The 14425-nt window shown below is 73.0% G+C and carries 16 protein-coding genes; 7 read left to right on the top strand and 9 right to left on the bottom strand.

Going from position 1 to position 14425, the window contains the following annotated elements; genetic code table 11:
• Window positions 1–21: 21 nt before the first annotated feature.
• Window positions 22–1014, bottom strand: coding sequence for an L-glyceraldehyde 3-phosphate reductase (gene mgrA, locus IG88_RS0102510; protein WP_031034423.1), 993 nt, complete (start codon window positions 1012–1014; stop codon window positions 22–24).
• Between the two features lie 128 nt (window positions 1015–1142).
• On the opposite strand from mgrA, the gene IG88_RS0102505 reads away from it, so the two are divergent.
• Complete coding sequence (locus tag IG88_RS0102505) at window positions 1143–2027, top strand: LysR family transcriptional regulator (RefSeq protein WP_030403862.1); 885 nt, start codon at window positions 1143–1145, stop codon at window positions 2025–2027.
• A 70-nt stretch (window positions 2028–2097) separates the two neighbouring features.
• Window positions 2098–2613, top strand: coding sequence for a mycothiol transferase (locus IG88_RS0102500; protein ID WP_031034421.1), 516 nt, complete (start codon window positions 2098–2100; stop codon window positions 2611–2613).
• On the opposite strand, the gene IG88_RS0102495 is transcribed toward IG88_RS0102500, so the two are convergent.
• From IG88_RS0102495 to IG88_RS45215, 7 genes are all read right to left on the bottom strand, one after another.
• Complete coding sequence (locus tag IG88_RS0102495; protein ID WP_031034413.1) at window positions 2595–3674, bottom strand: adenosine deaminase; 1080 nt, start codon at window positions 3672–3674, stop codon at window positions 2595–2597. The genes IG88_RS0102500 and IG88_RS0102495 overlap by 19 nt on opposite strands.
• Before the next feature lie 92 nt (window positions 3675–3766).
• Window positions 3767–4162 (bottom strand): VOC family protein, encoded by a 396-nt coding sequence (locus IG88_RS0102490; RefSeq protein WP_031034408.1) that lies wholly within the window; start codon window positions 4160–4162, stop codon window positions 3767–3769.
• Between the two features lie 178 nt (window positions 4163–4340).
• The gene (locus tag IG88_RS0102485; RefSeq protein ID WP_031034406.1) at window positions 4341–5240 is read right to left on the bottom strand and encodes an aldo/keto reductase; all 900 of its coding nucleotides are present in this window, start codon (window positions 5238–5240) and stop codon (window positions 4341–4343) included.
• Between the two features lie 27 nt (window positions 5241–5267).
• Window positions 5268–6158, bottom strand: coding sequence for a glycoside hydrolase family 19 protein (locus tag IG88_RS0102480; RefSeq protein ID WP_031034404.1), 891 nt, complete (start codon window positions 6156–6158; stop codon window positions 5268–5270).
• A gap of 224 nt (window positions 6159–6382) precedes the next feature.
• Window positions 6383–7531, bottom strand: a complete 1149-nt coding sequence (locus IG88_RS0102475; RefSeq protein WP_031034402.1) for an LLM class flavin-dependent oxidoreductase — start codon at window positions 7529–7531, stop codon at window positions 6383–6385.
• A 90-nt stretch (window positions 7532–7621) separates the two neighbouring features.
• Window positions 7622–8185 carry an NADPH-dependent FMN reductase gene (gene ssuE / locus IG88_RS0102470; RefSeq protein ID WP_031034399.1) on the bottom strand — a complete coding sequence of 188 codons (564 nt, stop codon included), beginning with the start codon at window positions 8183–8185 and terminating at the stop codon, window positions 7622–7624.
• A 284-nt stretch (window positions 8186–8469) separates the two neighbouring features.
• Complete coding sequence (locus tag IG88_RS45215) at window positions 8470–8553, bottom strand: putative leader peptide (protein WP_350891961.1); 84 nt, start codon at window positions 8551–8553, stop codon at window positions 8470–8472.
• 271 nt (window positions 8554–8824) lie between these two features.
• On the opposite strand from IG88_RS45215, the gene IG88_RS0102465 reads away from it, so the two are divergent.
• Window positions 8825–9268 (top strand): SPW repeat protein, encoded by a 444-nt coding sequence (locus IG88_RS0102465; protein WP_031034398.1) that lies wholly within the window; start codon window positions 8825–8827, stop codon window positions 9266–9268.
• Between the two features lie 194 nt (window positions 9269–9462).
• Window positions 9463–9732, top strand: coding sequence for a GlsB/YeaQ/YmgE family stress response membrane protein (locus IG88_RS0102460; RefSeq protein WP_031034397.1), 270 nt, complete (start codon window positions 9463–9465; stop codon window positions 9730–9732).
• 15 nt (window positions 9733–9747) lie between these two features.
• Here IG88_RS0102460 and IG88_RS0102455 read toward each other — a convergent pair whose 3' ends face one another.
• Complete coding sequence (locus IG88_RS0102455; protein WP_031034395.1) at window positions 9748–10707, bottom strand: NAD-dependent epimerase/dehydratase family protein; 960 nt, start codon at window positions 10705–10707, stop codon at window positions 9748–9750.
• Between the two features lie 140 nt (window positions 10708–10847).
• Here IG88_RS0102455 and IG88_RS0102450 point away from each other — a divergent pair, with 140 nt between their 5' ends.
• The 3 genes from IG88_RS0102450 to IG88_RS0102440 all read left to right on the top strand — a co-directional run bounded on the left by IG88_RS0102450 (window position 10848) and on the right by IG88_RS0102440 (window position 14349).
• Window positions 10848–11333 carry a nucleoside deaminase gene (locus tag IG88_RS0102450; RefSeq protein ID WP_031034393.1) on the top strand — a complete coding sequence of 162 codons (486 nt, stop codon included), beginning with the start codon at window positions 10848–10850 and terminating at the stop codon, window positions 11331–11333.
• Between the two features lie 195 nt (window positions 11334–11528).
• Window positions 11529–13193, top strand: a complete 1665-nt coding sequence (locus tag IG88_RS0102445; RefSeq protein ID WP_031034390.1) for an alpha/beta hydrolase — start codon at window positions 11529–11531, stop codon at window positions 13191–13193.
• A gap of 61 nt (window positions 13194–13254) precedes the next feature.
• Window positions 13255–14349, top strand: coding sequence for a hypothetical protein (locus IG88_RS0102440; protein WP_031034388.1), 1095 nt, complete (start codon window positions 13255–13257; stop codon window positions 14347–14349).
• Window positions 14350–14425: the final 76 nt, after the last annotated feature.

Here is a 14425-nt window from a genome sequence, read left to right as displayed (position 1 = left end):
ACGGGTTCCGCCGGACGGGCCCTACCCCTTGACGATCTCGTCGATGCGGGCCAGTTCGCCGGCGTCGAAGTCGAGGTTGCCGATGGCCGCGACGCTGTCCTCCAGTTGCCGCGGGCTGCTCGCGCCGACGAGGGCGGAGGTCACCCGGCCCTGGCGCAGTACCCACGCGAGGGCGAGCTGGGCCAGTGACTGGCCGCGGGCCTCGGCGATCCCGTTGAGGGTGCGCAGCCTGCCGACCAGTTCCTCGGTGACCGCGTCGGAGTTCAGGAAGGGGCTGTCGCTCGCGGCCCGGGAGTCCTCCGGGATGCCGTCGAGGTAGCGGCCGGTCAGCAGGCCCTGCTCCAGCGGGGAGTAGGCGATGGAGCCGACCTGCAGCTCGTCCAGGGTGTCGAGCAGGCCGCTGGTCTCGGGGCGGCGGTCGAGCATGGAGTAGCGCGGCTGGTGGATCAGCAGCGGGGTGCCCAGCCCGGCGAGGATGCGGGCGGCCTCGCGGGTCTGCTCCGGCGAGTAGTTGGAGACGCCGACGTACAGCGCCTTGCCCTGCTGCACCGCCGTGTGCAGGGCACCCATCGTCTCCTCCAGCGGAGTGTCCGGGTCCGGGCGGTGCGAGTAGAAGATGTCGACGTGGTCCAGACCCATCCGGGACAGGCTCTGGTCCAGGGACGACAGCAGGTACTTGCGCGAGCCCCACTCGCCGTACGGGCCGGGCCACATCAGGTAGCCGGCCTTGGTGGAGATCACCAGTTCGTCGCGGTACGGCGCGAAGTCGGCCTTCAGCGCCTCACCGAGCGCGGACTCGGCCGAGCCGGGCGGCGGGCCGTAGTTGTTGGCGAGGTCGAAGTGGGTGACGCCCAGGTCGAAGGCGCGGCGCAGGATGGCGCGCTGGGTCTCGACGGGGCGGTCCGGGCCGAAGTTGTGCCACAGGCCGAGCGAGAGCGCGGGGAGCTTCAGGCCGCTGTGTCCGGTGCGCCGGTAGGGCATCTCCGCGTAGCGGTCGGGGTGTGCGGTGTACAACGCGACTCCAGAGGGGTTGGCCCCCGAGGTACGGGGCTTGGGCGGAACCGCCCTCCACTCTCCCCTGACCTGCGGGCAGTGGTCCAACAGAAGAATCCGATGGGATTGCGCGGTTACGCTTCTCAATCATGGAACTGCGTCATCTCCAGCACTTCGTGGCGGTCGCCGAGGACCAGCACTTCACCCGGGCGGCGGAACGCCTGCTGGTGTCCCAGTCCGGGCTGTCGGCGTCGATCCGGGCGCTGGAACGGGAACTGCGGGCGCCGCTGTTCGTGCGCACGACCCGCCGGGTGACGCTGACGGAGGCGGGGCGGGCACTGCTGGAGGAGGCACGGCGGATTCTCGCCCAGGTGCGGTCGGCGCACGAGGCGGTCGCCGCGGTGCAGGGGGTACTGCGCGGGACCCTGTCGCTGGGCGCCGAGCAGTGCATCGCCGGGGTGCCGGTGGCCGGGCTGCTGGCCGGCTTCCGGCGGCGCCATCCCGATGTGGAGATCCGGCTGCGGCAGGCGGGCTCCGGGGAACTGGCGGAGGAGGTCGCGGCGGGACGGCTCGACCTGGCCTTCGCCTACCGGACCCAGGCGGACACCGACCAGTTGCGCTCGGTGTCGCTGGCCGGCGAACCGATGACGGTGCTGTGCCACCCGGACCACCGGCTCGTCGCGGACGGCGCGGTGCTCACCCCGCACGACCTCGCCGACGAGGTCTTCGTCGACTTCCACCCGGACTGGGGCCCGCGCCGCGTCACCGACGCCGTCTTCGCCGCGGCGGGCGTGCGGCGGACCGTGCCGCTGGAGGTGAACGACGTGCACGGGCTGCTCGACCTGATCGACGAGAACCTGGGCATCGCGGTCGTGCCGCGCCACTTCCGGCACAAGCGCGCTGCTCTGACCTCGCTGCCGCTCAAGGACGCGGACGGGACGGAGTACGAGACCATCGCGCTGCTGCCGCCCGCGCAGGCGACCAGCCCGGCGGCGCGGGCGCTGATGGGGCTGCTGGAGACGGCGGGCACGTGAACGGCGGACGCGTGAATGGCGGGCGCGTGAACGGCGGGCGCCGGAGCGCGGACTGCGCGATGGTGGACACATGCTTGCCAAGGACATCCTCACCGAGGGCTACGGCCGTATCAAGGAAGAAGTCCACGCCGCCGTCGGGGGCCTGGACCCCGACGGCCTCAACGCCCGCCCCGCCGCCGACGCCAACTCCGTCGCCTGGCTGGTCTGGCACCTCACCCGCGTCCAGGACGACCACGTCGCCGACGCCTTCGGGCTCGACCAGGTGTGGCTGACCGGGGAGTGGGAGAAGCGCTTCGGTCTCGGGCTGCCCCGCGACGACACCGGGTACGGGCACAGCTCCGCGGAGGTCGCCAAGGTGCAGGTCGACTCCGCCGGCCTGCTGACCGGCTACTACGACGCGGTGCACGAGCAGACGCTCCGGGCCCTGCGCTCCCTGACCGCGCAGGACCTGGAGCGGGTCGTCGACGACAGTTGGGACCCGCCGGTCACGCTCGCCGTGCGGCTGGTCAGCGTCCTGTCCGACGATCTCCAGCACGTCGGACAGGCCGCCTATGTGCGCGGGCTGGTTCAGAGCGCGGACGCGTAGCCCGGCAGGACCACGTCGCGGATGAGGGCGTTGCGCTCCTCGAAGGGGAGGAAGGCGCTCTTGAGGGCGTTCACGGTCACCGTGCGCAGGTCCTCCACGCTCCAGCCGGCCTGCTCGACCAGCAGCGACATCTCACGCGTCATCGTGGTGCCCGAGACGAGCCGGTTGTCGGTGTTGAGGGTGACGCGGAAGCCGAGGTCCTTGAGCGCGGTGATCGGGTGCTCGGCGATCGAGGCCGCGGCGCCGGTCTGGAGGTTGGAGGTCGGGCACATCTCCAGGGCGACGCGGCGGTCGCGCACCCAGGCGGCGAGCCGGCCGAGCTTGCCGGCGGCGAGGTCGGGGATGTCGTCGGTGATGCGCACGCCGTGGCCGATGCGCTGGGCGCCGCACACCTGGAGCGCCTGGTGGATGCTGGGCAGCCCGTGCGCCTCGCCGGCGTGGATGGTGAAGGGCACGTTCTCGCGCCGCAGGTGCGCGAAGGCGTCGAGGTGGTCGGCGGGCGGGAAGCCGTCCTCGGCCCCGGCGATGTCGAAGCCGACGACGCCCGCGTCCCGGAAGGCGACCGCGAGGTCCGCGGCCTCGCGGACCCGGTCGAACATCCGCATGCCGCAGAGCAGGGTGCCGACGCGGACGGGCGTCCCGGCGGCGGCCGCTTTGGCCATGCCGGCGGCGAGACCCTCCTGGACGGTCTCCACCACCTCCCGCATCGACAGCCCGCCCCTGGTGTTCAGCTCGGGGGCGTAGCGCACCTCGCCGTAGACCACGCCGTCGGCGGCGAGGTCGAGGACGTACTCCTCGGCGGCGCGCAGCAGGCCCTCGCGGTTCTGCAGCACGGCGAGGGTGTGCTCGAAGGTGGCGATGTAGCGCACCAGGTCACCGGAGTTGGCGGCCTCGTAGTACCAGGCGGCCAGCTCGTCGGGGTCGGTGGTGGGCAGGGTGTGGCCGACGGAGGCGGCGAGTTCCACGACGGTGGCGGGGCGCAGGCCGCCGTCGAGGTGGTCGTGCAGGACCGCCTTGGGGAGGCGGCGGAGGGTCTCGGTGTCTATGCGCGTAGATGGCATGTGCGGCGGTTCCTCGGCGGTTCGGTGCGTGAAGGCGGGGACGGGTGTGCGTAAGGGGGATTCGGGCGGTGGCGGTTACGGGCGGGGACGGATCACGGGGCGGCCGGCTGGAGCAGGTCCCAGCGGTTGCCGTACAGGTCCTGGAAGACGGCGACCGAGCCGTAGGGCTCGTGGCGGGGCTCCTCCAGGAAGGTCACACCCGCGGCGGCCATGCGGGCGTGGTCGCGGGCGAAGTCGTCGGTGTGCAGGAAGAACCCGACGCGCCCGCCGGTCTGGTCGCCGATCCGGGCCCGCTGGGCCTCGCCCCTGGCGCGGGCCAGCAGCAGGGCGGCACCCGTGCCCGGGACACCGGGCTCGACGACGACCCAGCGGGAGCCGTCGGGCCGGGGCGTGTCCTCGGCGAGGCGGAAGCCGAGGGCCTGGGTGTAGAAGCGGATCGCCTCGTCGTAGTCGTCGACGACGAGGGCGACCAGGGCGATGCGTGTCATCGGCACCTTCCGGGACGGGCGATTGACGGGAGAGGTTATACGTAAAACCCCTCGGACGCCAAGTCCCCCGCCCGGAGGACCGCCGCCCGTTCGCGGTGGGTCGGCCCGGTCACGGTGGGTCGGCCCGGTCGGGCGGGGTCGGCGCCCGCATACGCGGGTCGGCTCGTACCGGCGCGGGTCAGGCCCTGCGGGCGCCGTCCAGGCGTGCCATTTCCTCGTCGGTGAGGCGGAGCGCGCCGGCCGCGACGTTCTCGGCGAGGTGCCCGGGGTCGCCGGTGCCCGGGATGGCGAGGACGTGCGGGCCCTGGTGCAGGGTCCAGGCGATCCGCACCTGCGCCGGGCTCGCCCCGTGCGCCCTGGCCACCGCGCGCACCTCCCCCTCGTGCGCCGTACCCGCGCCCTGTGGTCCGGCCTCGCCGGCGATGGCGAAGAACGGCACGAAGGCGATGCCCTGGGCGCGGCACTGGGCGAGGAGCGCGTCGGTGGCGGGGTCGTGGAAGCCGAGGCCGTACCGGTTCTGGACGCTCACCACCGGCGCGATGGCCTGTGCTTCGGCGAGGTGCCGCGGCTCCACGTCGGACAGGCCGAGGTGGCGGACCAGTCCGGCCTCGCGCAGCGCGGCCAGGGCGCCGAAGTGCTCGGCGATCGAGTCCTGGCGCATGCGGCGCAGGTAGACGACGTCGAGGTGGTCGCGCCCGAGCTGGCGCAGGTTCTCCTCGACATGGGCACGCAGGTCCTCGGGGCGGGCGGCGGTGCCCCACTCGCCCGACCAGTCGCGGTACGGGCCGACCTTGGTGGCGACGACGAGGTCGTCGGCGTAGGGCGCCAGCGCGCTGTTGATCAGTTCGTTGGCGGAGCGCAGGGAGGAGAAGTAGAAGGCGGCGGTGTCGATGTGGTTGACGCCGAGTTCGACGGCGCGGCGCAGTACGGCGAGGGAGCGTTCGCGGTCGCTCGGGGTGCCGAGGTGGAAGGCGGCGCTGCCCGTCAGCCGCATCGCGCCGAGGCCGACGCGGCGGACGGGCAGGTCGCCGAGGCGCCAGGTGCCGGAGGACTCCGCAGTGATCGTTTCCGAGGTCATCGGCGGAGTTTCGCACACCCGGCGGGGTCAGCAGTACAGGTTCCCGCCCGGGGAGACACCGAGGATCTGGCTGAACTGCTGGTACTTGGTGACCCTGCTCTGGACCTGGGCGGGGTTCTTGCCGTCGCACTCCAGCGAGCCGTTGATGGAGCGGATGGTCTGGCCGAAGCCCGCGCCGTTGACCATCGCGTTGTGCGCCGTCATGGTGCCCGGTCCGGACTGGGTGTTCCAGTACCACAGGCCGGTCTTCCAGGCGACGGACGCGTCGTTCTGCACCAGCCAGGGGTTGTTCAGCAGGTCGATGCCGAGCGCGTCGCCCGCCGCCTTGTAGTTGAAGTTCCAGCTGAGCTGGATGGGACCGCGTCCGTAGTAGGCCGCCTGACCGGCGGGGCAGCCGTAGGGCTGGTTCCAGTCGCAGTAGTGCGGGTAGTTGGCGGTGTTCTGCTCGACGATGTGCACCAGGCCGCCGGTCTCGTGGCTGACGTTGGCGAGGAAGGCCGCGGCCTCCTGCTTCTTGGTGGTGTCGCTGCCGGTGTTGGCGAAGCCGGGGTAGGCGCTCAGCGCGGCCTTGAGGCCGCTGTAGGTGTAGAAGGAGTTCCGGCCCGGGAACATCTGGTTGAACTGGGCCTCGCTGACCACGAAGTCGCCCACCGGCGTCTGCGAACCGCCGTCGCACGCGTACGGGTCCCAGTACCAGGTGCTGATGAGCGGGTCGTAGCCCGGGTTGGCGTGCTCGGCGATGTAGGCCTTGCCGTCGGTGTAGCGGACGATGTCGCCGGCGTTGTAGTTGGTGCCGGCCGACCATGCCGGGTAGCTCGAACAGGCGGCGGCCGACGCCTGTTCGGCGGGCATGAGCAACGGCACGGCGCCCGCGAGCGCGAGTGCGGTCACCAGGGCGGATGCGCGGCGCCTCGACACGGGTCGTCTTCTTGACACAGGTCGTCTCCTTCTGCGGAGCACGGCCGCTCCCGCACCGTGACGGGGGACGGGGCGGGGAGGAACCTGGTGCGCGCGTGCCGGCCGGGCCGGCCACGGCGTGGGGGCGGCCGTGGAGGGGGGTGTGGGGCCCACTCAACCGCTTTGGTATGTACCAGTCAAGGGTGTAGACCAGGGCAACTCCACGCCACCCCCGTCGGGTTGGCCTAGAGGGCGACCGGCAGGGTCCCGGGGTCGCGCCCGGCGGGCACGCGGGCCGGGTGCTGCCACAGTCCGCGGGCGGCGAGGCGCGGCAGGACGCCCTCGCCGAACCAGTAGGCCTCCTCCAGGTGCGGGTAGCCGGAGAGGACGAACTCGTCGATGCCCAGGGCGTGGTACTCGGCGATCCGGTCCGCGACCTCGTCGTGGCTGCCGACCAGGGCGGTGCCCGCGCCGCCGCGCACCAGGCCGATGCCGGCCCAGAGGTTGGGGTGGATCTCCAGGGCGTCGCGGGAGCCTCCGTGCAGGGCGAGCATCCGCCGCTGCCCCTCGGACTCGCTGCGGGCCAGACCCTCCTGCACCGCCCGCACGGTCTCGGGGTCGAAGCCGTCCAGCAACCGGCGCGCCTCGGCCCAGGCATGCCGCGCGCTGTCCCGGGTGATGACGTGCAGCCGGATGCCGAAGCGCAGGGTGCGGCCCTCCTTCCCGGCCAGCGCCCGCATCCGGTCGATCTTGCCCGCGACCTGCCCGGGCGGCTCTCCCCAGGTGAGGTACACGTCGACGTGCCGCGCGGCGACCTCCCCGGCGGCCGGCGAGGAGCCGCCGAAGTACACCTCGGGCACGGGATCGGGCAGCCGCACCAGCCTCGCGTCCTCCACACTCAGGTGCTCACCGCGCAGGTCGACCGTCCTGCCCGCCCACAACTCCCGCACGACGTGCAGGAATTCGCCGGTACGGCGATAGCGGGCGTCCTTGTCCAGGAAGTCCCCGTAGGCCCGCTGCTCACGGCTCTCACCGCCGGTGACGACGTTCAGCAGGAGACGCCCGCCGGTCTGCCGCTGGAAGGTGGACGCCATCTGCGCCGCGAGCGTGGGCGAGACGAACCCGGGCCGGAACGCGACCAGGAACTTCAGCCGTTCGGTCGCCTGGGAGACCATCGCGGTGGTCAGCCACGCGTCCTCGCACCAGGCACCGGTCGGGGTGAGCGCGGCGACGAAGCCGAGGTCCTCGGCGGCGCGGGCGATCTGGGTCAGATAGGCCACCGTCGGCGGCCGGTCGCGCCCGGAGCCGGTGGCGGGGGCGCCGTGACCGCCTCCGACGACGTCGCGACTGTCGCCGCTGGTGGGCAGGAACCAGTGGAAGGTGAGGGCGGACACGGGGGCTCCGTTCGGGAGGTGGACACGGTGGGCGGGCGGCCCGGGGGCCGGGCGGGTGCCGCGCCCCGTCACGCGGGGGCGTCGGCCGGTTCAGCCCGCCACGGCCAGCGCGGGGGCGGCGGGGCGGGTGCCGAGGGCCGCCGAGAATTGGTCGACCACCTGGCCGAGGGCCTCGGCGGCGCCCGGGGCGACGGTGACGGTGCCGTCCTCGTGGACCGTGATGTCCCGGTCCAGGGTGAACCAGCCCTGCACGACGTGCGCCGCACCCATGGAGCTGAGCACGGGGCGCAGCGCGTAGTCGATCGCCAGGACGTGAGCGGTGGAGCCCCCGGTGGCGAGCGGCAGCACGGCTTTGCCGGTGAGGGCGTACTGCGGCAGGAGGTCGAGCAGGGCCTTCAGGACACCGGAGTACGACGCCTTGTAGACGGGGGTGCCGACGACGACGCCGTCGGCGCGGGCGAACAGTTCCGCGGCCTCACTGATCGCGGGATGCCTGAAGTCCGCCCCCAGCAGGGCCTGGGCGGGGACGGTGCGGACGTCGAGCGGGATCACCTCGTGACCCTGTGCGGTCAGCCGGCCGTCGAGGTGGCGCAGCAGCCGGTTGGTGCGGGAGGAGGCGGACGGGCTGCCGGAGACGGACAGAACGGTGGCCATGGGACCTCTTTTCGGGAAGACGGGCACGGCTCTCCGGGCCGGCGGGCGCGGCGGACGACCCGGCGGGGGTGTTGCCGCGGGAGCACACGGGAGCGCGTCGGCCGGACACGGGAAGCACGGACGGGGAAAGCACGGACACGGGAAGCACGGACACGGGAAGCACCGGTACGGCCGGCTCGCGGGGCGGCCGGGTTCAGGCGGCGCTCGGAGCCGTCCGCGGGCGGCGGGTGCCTGGACGGTGCGGCGGGGGGGGGAGAGGGGGAACGGGCGGCGGATCGGCGGGATCAGGCCGCGGTGCGACAGGAGGCGCTGGAGACGCGCGCGAGGTCGACGTGGCGTCGCCGCGTGAGGTCCGGTCGCGTGGTCATGCCGACGATCGTGGCAGCCGCCGCCGAGAACGGTCAAGGAGAACCGAACCGGTCTCGGATGCCGGGCCGGGAATTCACACGGGCGTGACATGACACGCCGCCCGGAGACCGGAACGGCCGGACCCGGCCTTCGGGCGGCGCTCGCACCGAGGGAGAAACCGGGCCACCCACCCCTACACATAAGGGCGGAATAAGAGCAGAATGGACTTATGCGGCGCTACCGCACACCGCATCAGAAGCGGATGGCCCTGCAACTCGAAGGAGACGACTCATGGCCCACGTCTCACACTCCCGGGGTGACCTCACCGGCCACCCGGACGCGCCGGAAATGCAGGCGCGTTACGCGCGCGTGCTCGGTGGTCGCGACGTGGCACTCATGGACGGGCCGGTGTTCCTGCTCGGCCTGTACTGTGCCGTGTCCCCGTGGATACTCCACTTCACCGCCAGCCAGCCCCCACTCGTGGCCCACAACGTGATCGTGGGCGTCGCCATCGGTCTGCTGGCCCTCGGATTCACCCGCGCCCCCGAGCGCATGTACGGCCTGAGTTGGGCCATGTGCGCGATCGGCGTGTGGATGATCATCTCGCCGTGGATCGTCGGCACGCACCCTGACGCCGGCGTCATCTGGAACAACGTCGTCATCGGAGCCCTGGCCGTGATCCTGGGCATGGCCTGCGCCGGTACGGCGGCGCGGAGCGCCCCACGCAGGCACTAGACGCACCGGAAGGAGACGGCACGGGCCGGTTTCCGCACGGGCGGACCGGCCCGTCGCCCGTGTCCGCACTCCGCCCCGCCCCGCCCCGCCCCGGGCTCGTACGCGTCGGCCGACGGCTCCGGGCCCCGGCGGACTGCCGGCCCCCGCAGTGGGCAGACGCTCTACTGCGGGGGCCTTGAGACGAAGGGGTGGAGATGGAGATCGACGGCATTATCAGTGCCATCGTCATCGGTGTCGTCATCGGCGTACTGGGCCGGCTCGTCGTCCCGGGCCGACAGCGCATCGGCGTGCTGTGGACGATTCTCGTCGGCGTCGTGGCCGCGTTCATCGGATCGTGGATCGCGTCGGCGTTCGGCGTGGCGGACACCAAGGGCGTCGACTGGATCGAGTGGCTCATCCAGATCGGCCTGGCCGCGGTCGGCGTGGCCGCACTGGACCGGTCGCGCTCGCGCCCGGTCCGTTGAGTCCCGAGGCGGCCGTCACCGGCTGCGCAGCCACGCCTCGTACCAGGTGACGGTCGCGTCCACGGTGTCCACGAGCGGCGTCGGGGCGGCCCCGAAGTACCCCTCGAAGGCGGCGGAGTCCATGATCTGCGGCTCCGTGTGCTGGTAGAACATCTCCTCGTACTCGGCCATCATCTGCTCGTCGAAGGGGCCGAAGGGGCGGGGCCGTTCGAGCACCACGACGTTCAGCGGGCGGCCCACCCGCTTCTCCACCATCGTGTGGATCTCGCGCGTGCTGACGGCGGGCGCGGTCGGCAGGTGCCAGACGCGGCCGTCACCGTCGGGACGCTCGCCGAGGGTGGCGAGGCCGGCCGCCACGTCCCGCACGTCGGTGTAACTGTGCGGCAGATCGATGTCCCCCATGGCCAGGACGTCCCCGCCGGTGAGGGCGCCGGGGAAGACGGCGCCGCCCAGGGAGGAGTTGAGGACGCCGGGCCCGACGAAGTCGGCACTGCGGCCGAGGACCACGCGGGCCCGGCCCGACCGGTGGGCGTCGAGGTACCGCTCGTCCAGCTCGGCGCGCATCCGGCCCTTCCGGCTGGTCGCCTTCCAGGGGCTCTCCTCGGTCATCACCGCTCCCCCGGTCTCGCCGTAGGGGTAAAGCGTGTCGAGCACGACCAGCCGGGCGCCGCTCGCCCCGACGGCGGCCATGACGGCCTCCTGGACCCGGGGCATCACCTCGACCTGGAGGTGGTAGGCGACGTTGACGCAGTGGTACACGACGGCGGCGCCGCGCACGGCGGCACGGGCGCCGTCGACCGTGCTCACGTCGGCGGCGACCCGCTCGACGCCTTCCATCGCGGGACCTGTCGCCCTGCGGTCCACCAGCCGGACGGAGTGTCCGCGGCGCACCAGCTCACGAGCGAGCGCGGTGCCGGCGGGACCGGAACCCAGGACGGTGTGCGGGGCCTGCTGCTGCGGCGTTTCGGTGGACATGGCTCTCCCCTGCCTCGGTCTGCTATCGCCATTCTCTTTCGTTAGAGACTCTAACGCGCACTAGTGGCAGTAGCAAGGTGCCCGGCCAGGGGCGCATAGGCTGGTGCGAAAGGATCACGTCACGAGGAGGGCCGTACGCCATGGCCGTGAAGGACACCGAACTGACCCACCTGCGCCGTTGCGTGGAGCTGGCGGCCGAGGCACTGGAGGCCGGGGACGAGCCGTTCGGGTCGGTGCTGGTGGGCGGGGACGGCACGGTGCTGGCCGAGGACCGCAACCGGGTGGCCTCCGGCGACCGCACCCGTCACCCCGAGTTCGAGCTGGCACGCTGGTCCGTCTCCCGGCTGAGCCCCGAGGAACGGGCCGCGGCGACGGTGTACACGTCCGGCGAGCACTGCCCCATGTGCGCCGCCGCACACGCGTGGGTGGGCCTGGGCCGCATCGTGTACGTCGCCTCTTCGGAGCAACTGACGGCATGGCTCGAGGAGTTGGGCGCCCCGCAGGCGCCGGTACGGCCGCTCGCGGTGCGGGAGGTGGCGCCCGGCGTGACGGTGGAGGGTCCGGTGCCGCAGCTCACCGACGAGATCCACGCCCTGCACCGGCGCTTCCACTCGGGACGCGCCTGACGCCCGTTCGCCGCCCACGGCCGGGCTGCCGGCGTCGACCGCGTCGGCCCTGTCACCGGCGGCGTCCGTGCCGGCGGAGGGCGGCCGGAGCCCCGTCCGGTGTGCCGCCGCCCGGAAGGCGCCGGATGCGCACCCCGCTTATGGTGAGCGAGGGCGCCGACCACCGGTCCGCGACGGGGCGTCCGGGAGGCATCGATGCAGGCCAAGCTGGAGACTCGGCCCTCGGTCCGGCGCTGCGCGGTCACCGGAGCGCTCGGCCTGGCCCTGCTGGGCGCGGCACTGCCGGCCGCGAACGGCGCGACCGGCACGAACGGCGCGACCACGAACGGCGCGACGACGGCGGCCGGGCAGGACACCCGCGGGACTGCCGCACGGGACGCCGGATCCGGCCTGTCCCGGTTCTACGACCAGAAGGTCACGTGGTCGGCGTGCAGGGGCACGGAGATGCCCGCGGACCTGCAGTGCGGCAAGGTCACCGTCCCCGTCGACTACGCGCGCCCCCGGGGCAGGACCCTCGACATCGCCCTCGCCCGGTACCGGGCCACCGGCCGCTCACGAGGCTCCGTACTGCTGAACTTCGGCGGCCCCGGCGGTTCCGGCGTCAATGAACTGGCCGTCGGCGGCAAGGAGTTCATGCACCTCACCAACGGCTACGACGTCGTGACCTTCGACCCGCGCGGCGTCGGCCGTTCCTCCCCGGTCTCCTGCGGACCGGCCACCCTGAAGATCATGGAGGCGACGGACGGCGACGGTGGGACGGGCGACCCTCGGGACGCGCTGGCCCGGCTGCGGGACGCGGCGGCCGAGTGCGCCAAGTACTCCGGGCCCGTGCTGCCCCACATAGGCACGGTCGACGCCGCGCGCGACATGGACGTGATGCGCCGGGCACTGGGCGACGACCGGCTCAACTACCTGGGCTTCTCCTACGGGACCCGGCTCGGCGCGGTGTACGCCGCACAGTTCCCGGACAAGGTCGGCCGGATGGTGCTCGACGGCGTGGACACCCTGACGGAACCGCTGACCGAGCAGGGACTGGCCGGCGCGCGGGGGCAGCAGACCGCGCTGGAGAACTTCCTGGACTGGTGCGTCGAGGACGTCGCCTGCCCGTTCGGCCAGGACGCCCGCAGCGCCCGGGACCAGGTCGTGCGGCTCGTCGCCTCCCTCGACTCCGACCCGGTGCCGTCGGCCTTCGGCGAGCCGTTCACCGGGCAGGACATGGTCGGCGCGATCGGCCAGGCGCTGTACAGCCGCGAGTTGTGGCCCTCCCTGGAGCGGGCGCTCGCGCAGTTGCTGCAGGACGGAGACACCGGCGGTTTGGAGGGCTTCTCCTCCGGCGGCGTCACCTTCCCGGTCCGTGCGGACGGGGGCGGCGCGGGGCTCACCGACGAGGCGGACGTCCCCATGGACAACCTCCCGGCCGCCCTGATGGCGATCAACTGCGCCGACGACCCCGACCGCCCCTCCGCCGCCCAGGTCACCGCGTCCCTGGGGCGGCTGCGGGCCCGGTACGAGGAGGCCTCGCCGGTCTTCGGCCGCTACCGGCTCACCCAGGTGCTCATGTGCTACGGCCGGCCCAAGGGCACGGACTACGTCCGGGAGGACGTGAAGAACCTCGACACCGCGAAGATGCTGCTGGTCGGCACCCGCGGCGACCCGGCCACGCCGTACCGCTGGACGACGGAGACGGCCGACCGGCTCGGCCCCTCCGCCGTGGTCCTGGACAACCGGGGCGAGGGCCACACCGGCTACGCGTCCTCCGAGTGCGTGCACCGCAAGGTCGACGACTTCCTGCTGTACGGCTCCCTGCCGCCCGACGGCAGCTCCTGCGGCTCCGAGTCCACCGGTGCCGGGGCCGACTGAGCGGCGATCCGCGCCGGACACCCGACATGCCCGACATGCCCGTTCGCCCTATCGTGCTGACATGGAGCACGATCTGAGTCCCGCCACCCTCGCCGAACTGCGGCGCCCCCGCCCGTACCCGGCCGTGTCCGTGCTGACGCCGACCCATCGCCGTGAACCGGACAACGCCCAGGACCGGGTCCGGCTGCGCAACGCGGTCGCCGCCGCCAAGAGACAGCTCGAGGAGGACCCGTCGGTCACCCGCGACCGGCGCGCGGAGGTGTCCGGCGAACTCGACCGGGCCGTGGCCGAGGTCGACCTCACCCACGCCGAGGACGGTCTGGCCATCTTCGCCGCCCCCGGCGAGCACCAGGTCTGGACCCTCAGCCGTTCGGTGCCCGAACGCGTGGTCCTCTCGGACACCTTCCTGACCCGCAACCTCGTCGCCGCACAGGCCGCCGAGCGGCCGTTCTGGGTCCTGTCGGTCGCCGCCGACCGCGTCACGCTGTGGAGCGGCGGCGCGGGCCGGGTCGTGGCGGAACACCTCGGCAGTTTCCCCCTCGACCGGCCAACGGAGGACTTCGACCCGGAACGGCAGGAGCGGATCGGCGACGCGCCCAGCACGTTCCGGGACGAGGGCACCCGCAGGTTCCTGCGCGACGCCGACGCCGCCATGGGCAAGGTGCTGCGCGCGCACCCCCGGCCGCTGTACGTCACCGGTCCCGAACCGGCGCTGTCCCTGTTCGAAGAGGCGGGCGCCCTCGCCGCGGAGGCGGTGCTCGTCCCGCACGGCGGGCTGGCGCACGGTTCCGCCGAGGCGGTGTGGCAGGCGGTGCGGCCGGTGCTGGAGGACGAGGCGCGCGCGGCGGTCGACGCGGTGGCCAGGGAGCTGGACGCGGCCCGCGGCCGCAAGGACTTCGCGGCCGGGGTCGACGAGCTGTGGGAGAGCGCCCACACGGGCCGGGTCCGGCTGCTGGCCGTCGAGAAGAACTTCAAGGTGACGATGCGTGACGACGGGGAGCACCTGATCCCGGCGGAGGACGGTGACCTCGACGCCCGCGAGGACATCGTGGACGAGATCGTCGAGCAGTGCCTGGAGACGGGCGCCGAGGTGCGCTTCGTGCCGGACGGCACGCTCGGGGACGCGGCCGGCATCGCGGGAGTCCTGCGGTACTGACCTCCGCGGCAGCCGGGCCGCCCCCTCCCGTGGGCCCGGCGGGCGTGAAAGCCTGTCCGCCGTACACGTACCCGCT

The sequence above is a fragment of the Streptomyces sp. NRRL F-5650 genome (genome assembly GCF_000721365.1).
Taxonomy (GTDB): domain Bacteria; phylum Actinomycetota; class Actinomycetes; order Streptomycetales; family Streptomycetaceae; genus Streptomyces; species Streptomyces ardesiacus.
Note: the sequence above shows the minus strand (reverse complement) of the source record. Positions and strands in the feature narration are given on the sequence as shown.

What these genes read in the sequence shown, in the direction of transcription:
- IG88_RS0102505 (WP_030403862.1), top strand. Translation starts at nt 1,143, where the DNA reads ATGGAACTGCGTCATCTCCAGCACTTCGTGGCGGTCGCCGAGGACCAG.
- IG88_RS0102500 (WP_031034421.1), top strand. Translation starts at nt 2,098, where the DNA reads ATGCTTGCCAAGGACATCCTCACCGAGGGCTACGGCCGTATCAAGGAA.
- IG88_RS0102495 (WP_031034413.1), bottom strand. Translation starts at nt 3,674, where the DNA reads ATGCCATCTACGCGCATAGACACCGAGACCCTCCGCCGCCTCCCCAAG.
- IG88_RS0102490 (WP_031034408.1), bottom strand. Translation starts at nt 4,162, where the DNA reads ATGACACGCATCGCCCTGGTCGCCCTCGTCGTCGACGACTACGACGAG.
- IG88_RS0102485 (WP_031034406.1), bottom strand. Translation starts at nt 5,240, where the DNA reads ATGACCTCGGAAACGATCACTGCGGAGTCCTCCGGCACCTGGCGCCTC.
- ssuE (WP_031034399.1), bottom strand. Translation starts at nt 8,185, where the DNA reads ATGGCCACCGTTCTGTCCGTCTCCGGCAGCCCGTCCGCCTCCTCCCGC.
- IG88_RS45215 (WP_350891961.1), bottom strand. Translation starts at nt 8,553, where the DNA reads ATGACCACGCGACCGGACCTCACGCGGCGACGCCACGTCGACCTCGCG.
- IG88_RS0102465 (WP_031034398.1), top strand. Translation starts at nt 8,825, where the DNA reads ATGGCCCACGTCTCACACTCCCGGGGTGACCTCACCGGCCACCCGGAC.
- IG88_RS0102460 (WP_031034397.1), top strand. Translation starts at nt 9,463, where the DNA reads ATGGAGATCGACGGCATTATCAGTGCCATCGTCATCGGTGTCGTCATC.
- IG88_RS0102455 (WP_031034395.1), bottom strand. Translation starts at nt 10,707, where the DNA reads ATGTCCACCGAAACGCCGCAGCAGCAGGCCCCGCACACCGTCCTGGGT.
- IG88_RS0102450 (WP_031034393.1), top strand. Translation starts at nt 10,848, where the DNA reads ATGGCCGTGAAGGACACCGAACTGACCCACCTGCGCCGTTGCGTGGAG.
- IG88_RS0102445 (WP_031034390.1), top strand. Translation starts at nt 11,529, where the DNA reads ATGCAGGCCAAGCTGGAGACTCGGCCCTCGGTCCGGCGCTGCGCGGTC.
- IG88_RS0102440 (WP_031034388.1), top strand. Translation starts at nt 13,255, where the DNA reads ATGGAGCACGATCTGAGTCCCGCCACCCTCGCCGAACTGCGGCGCCCC.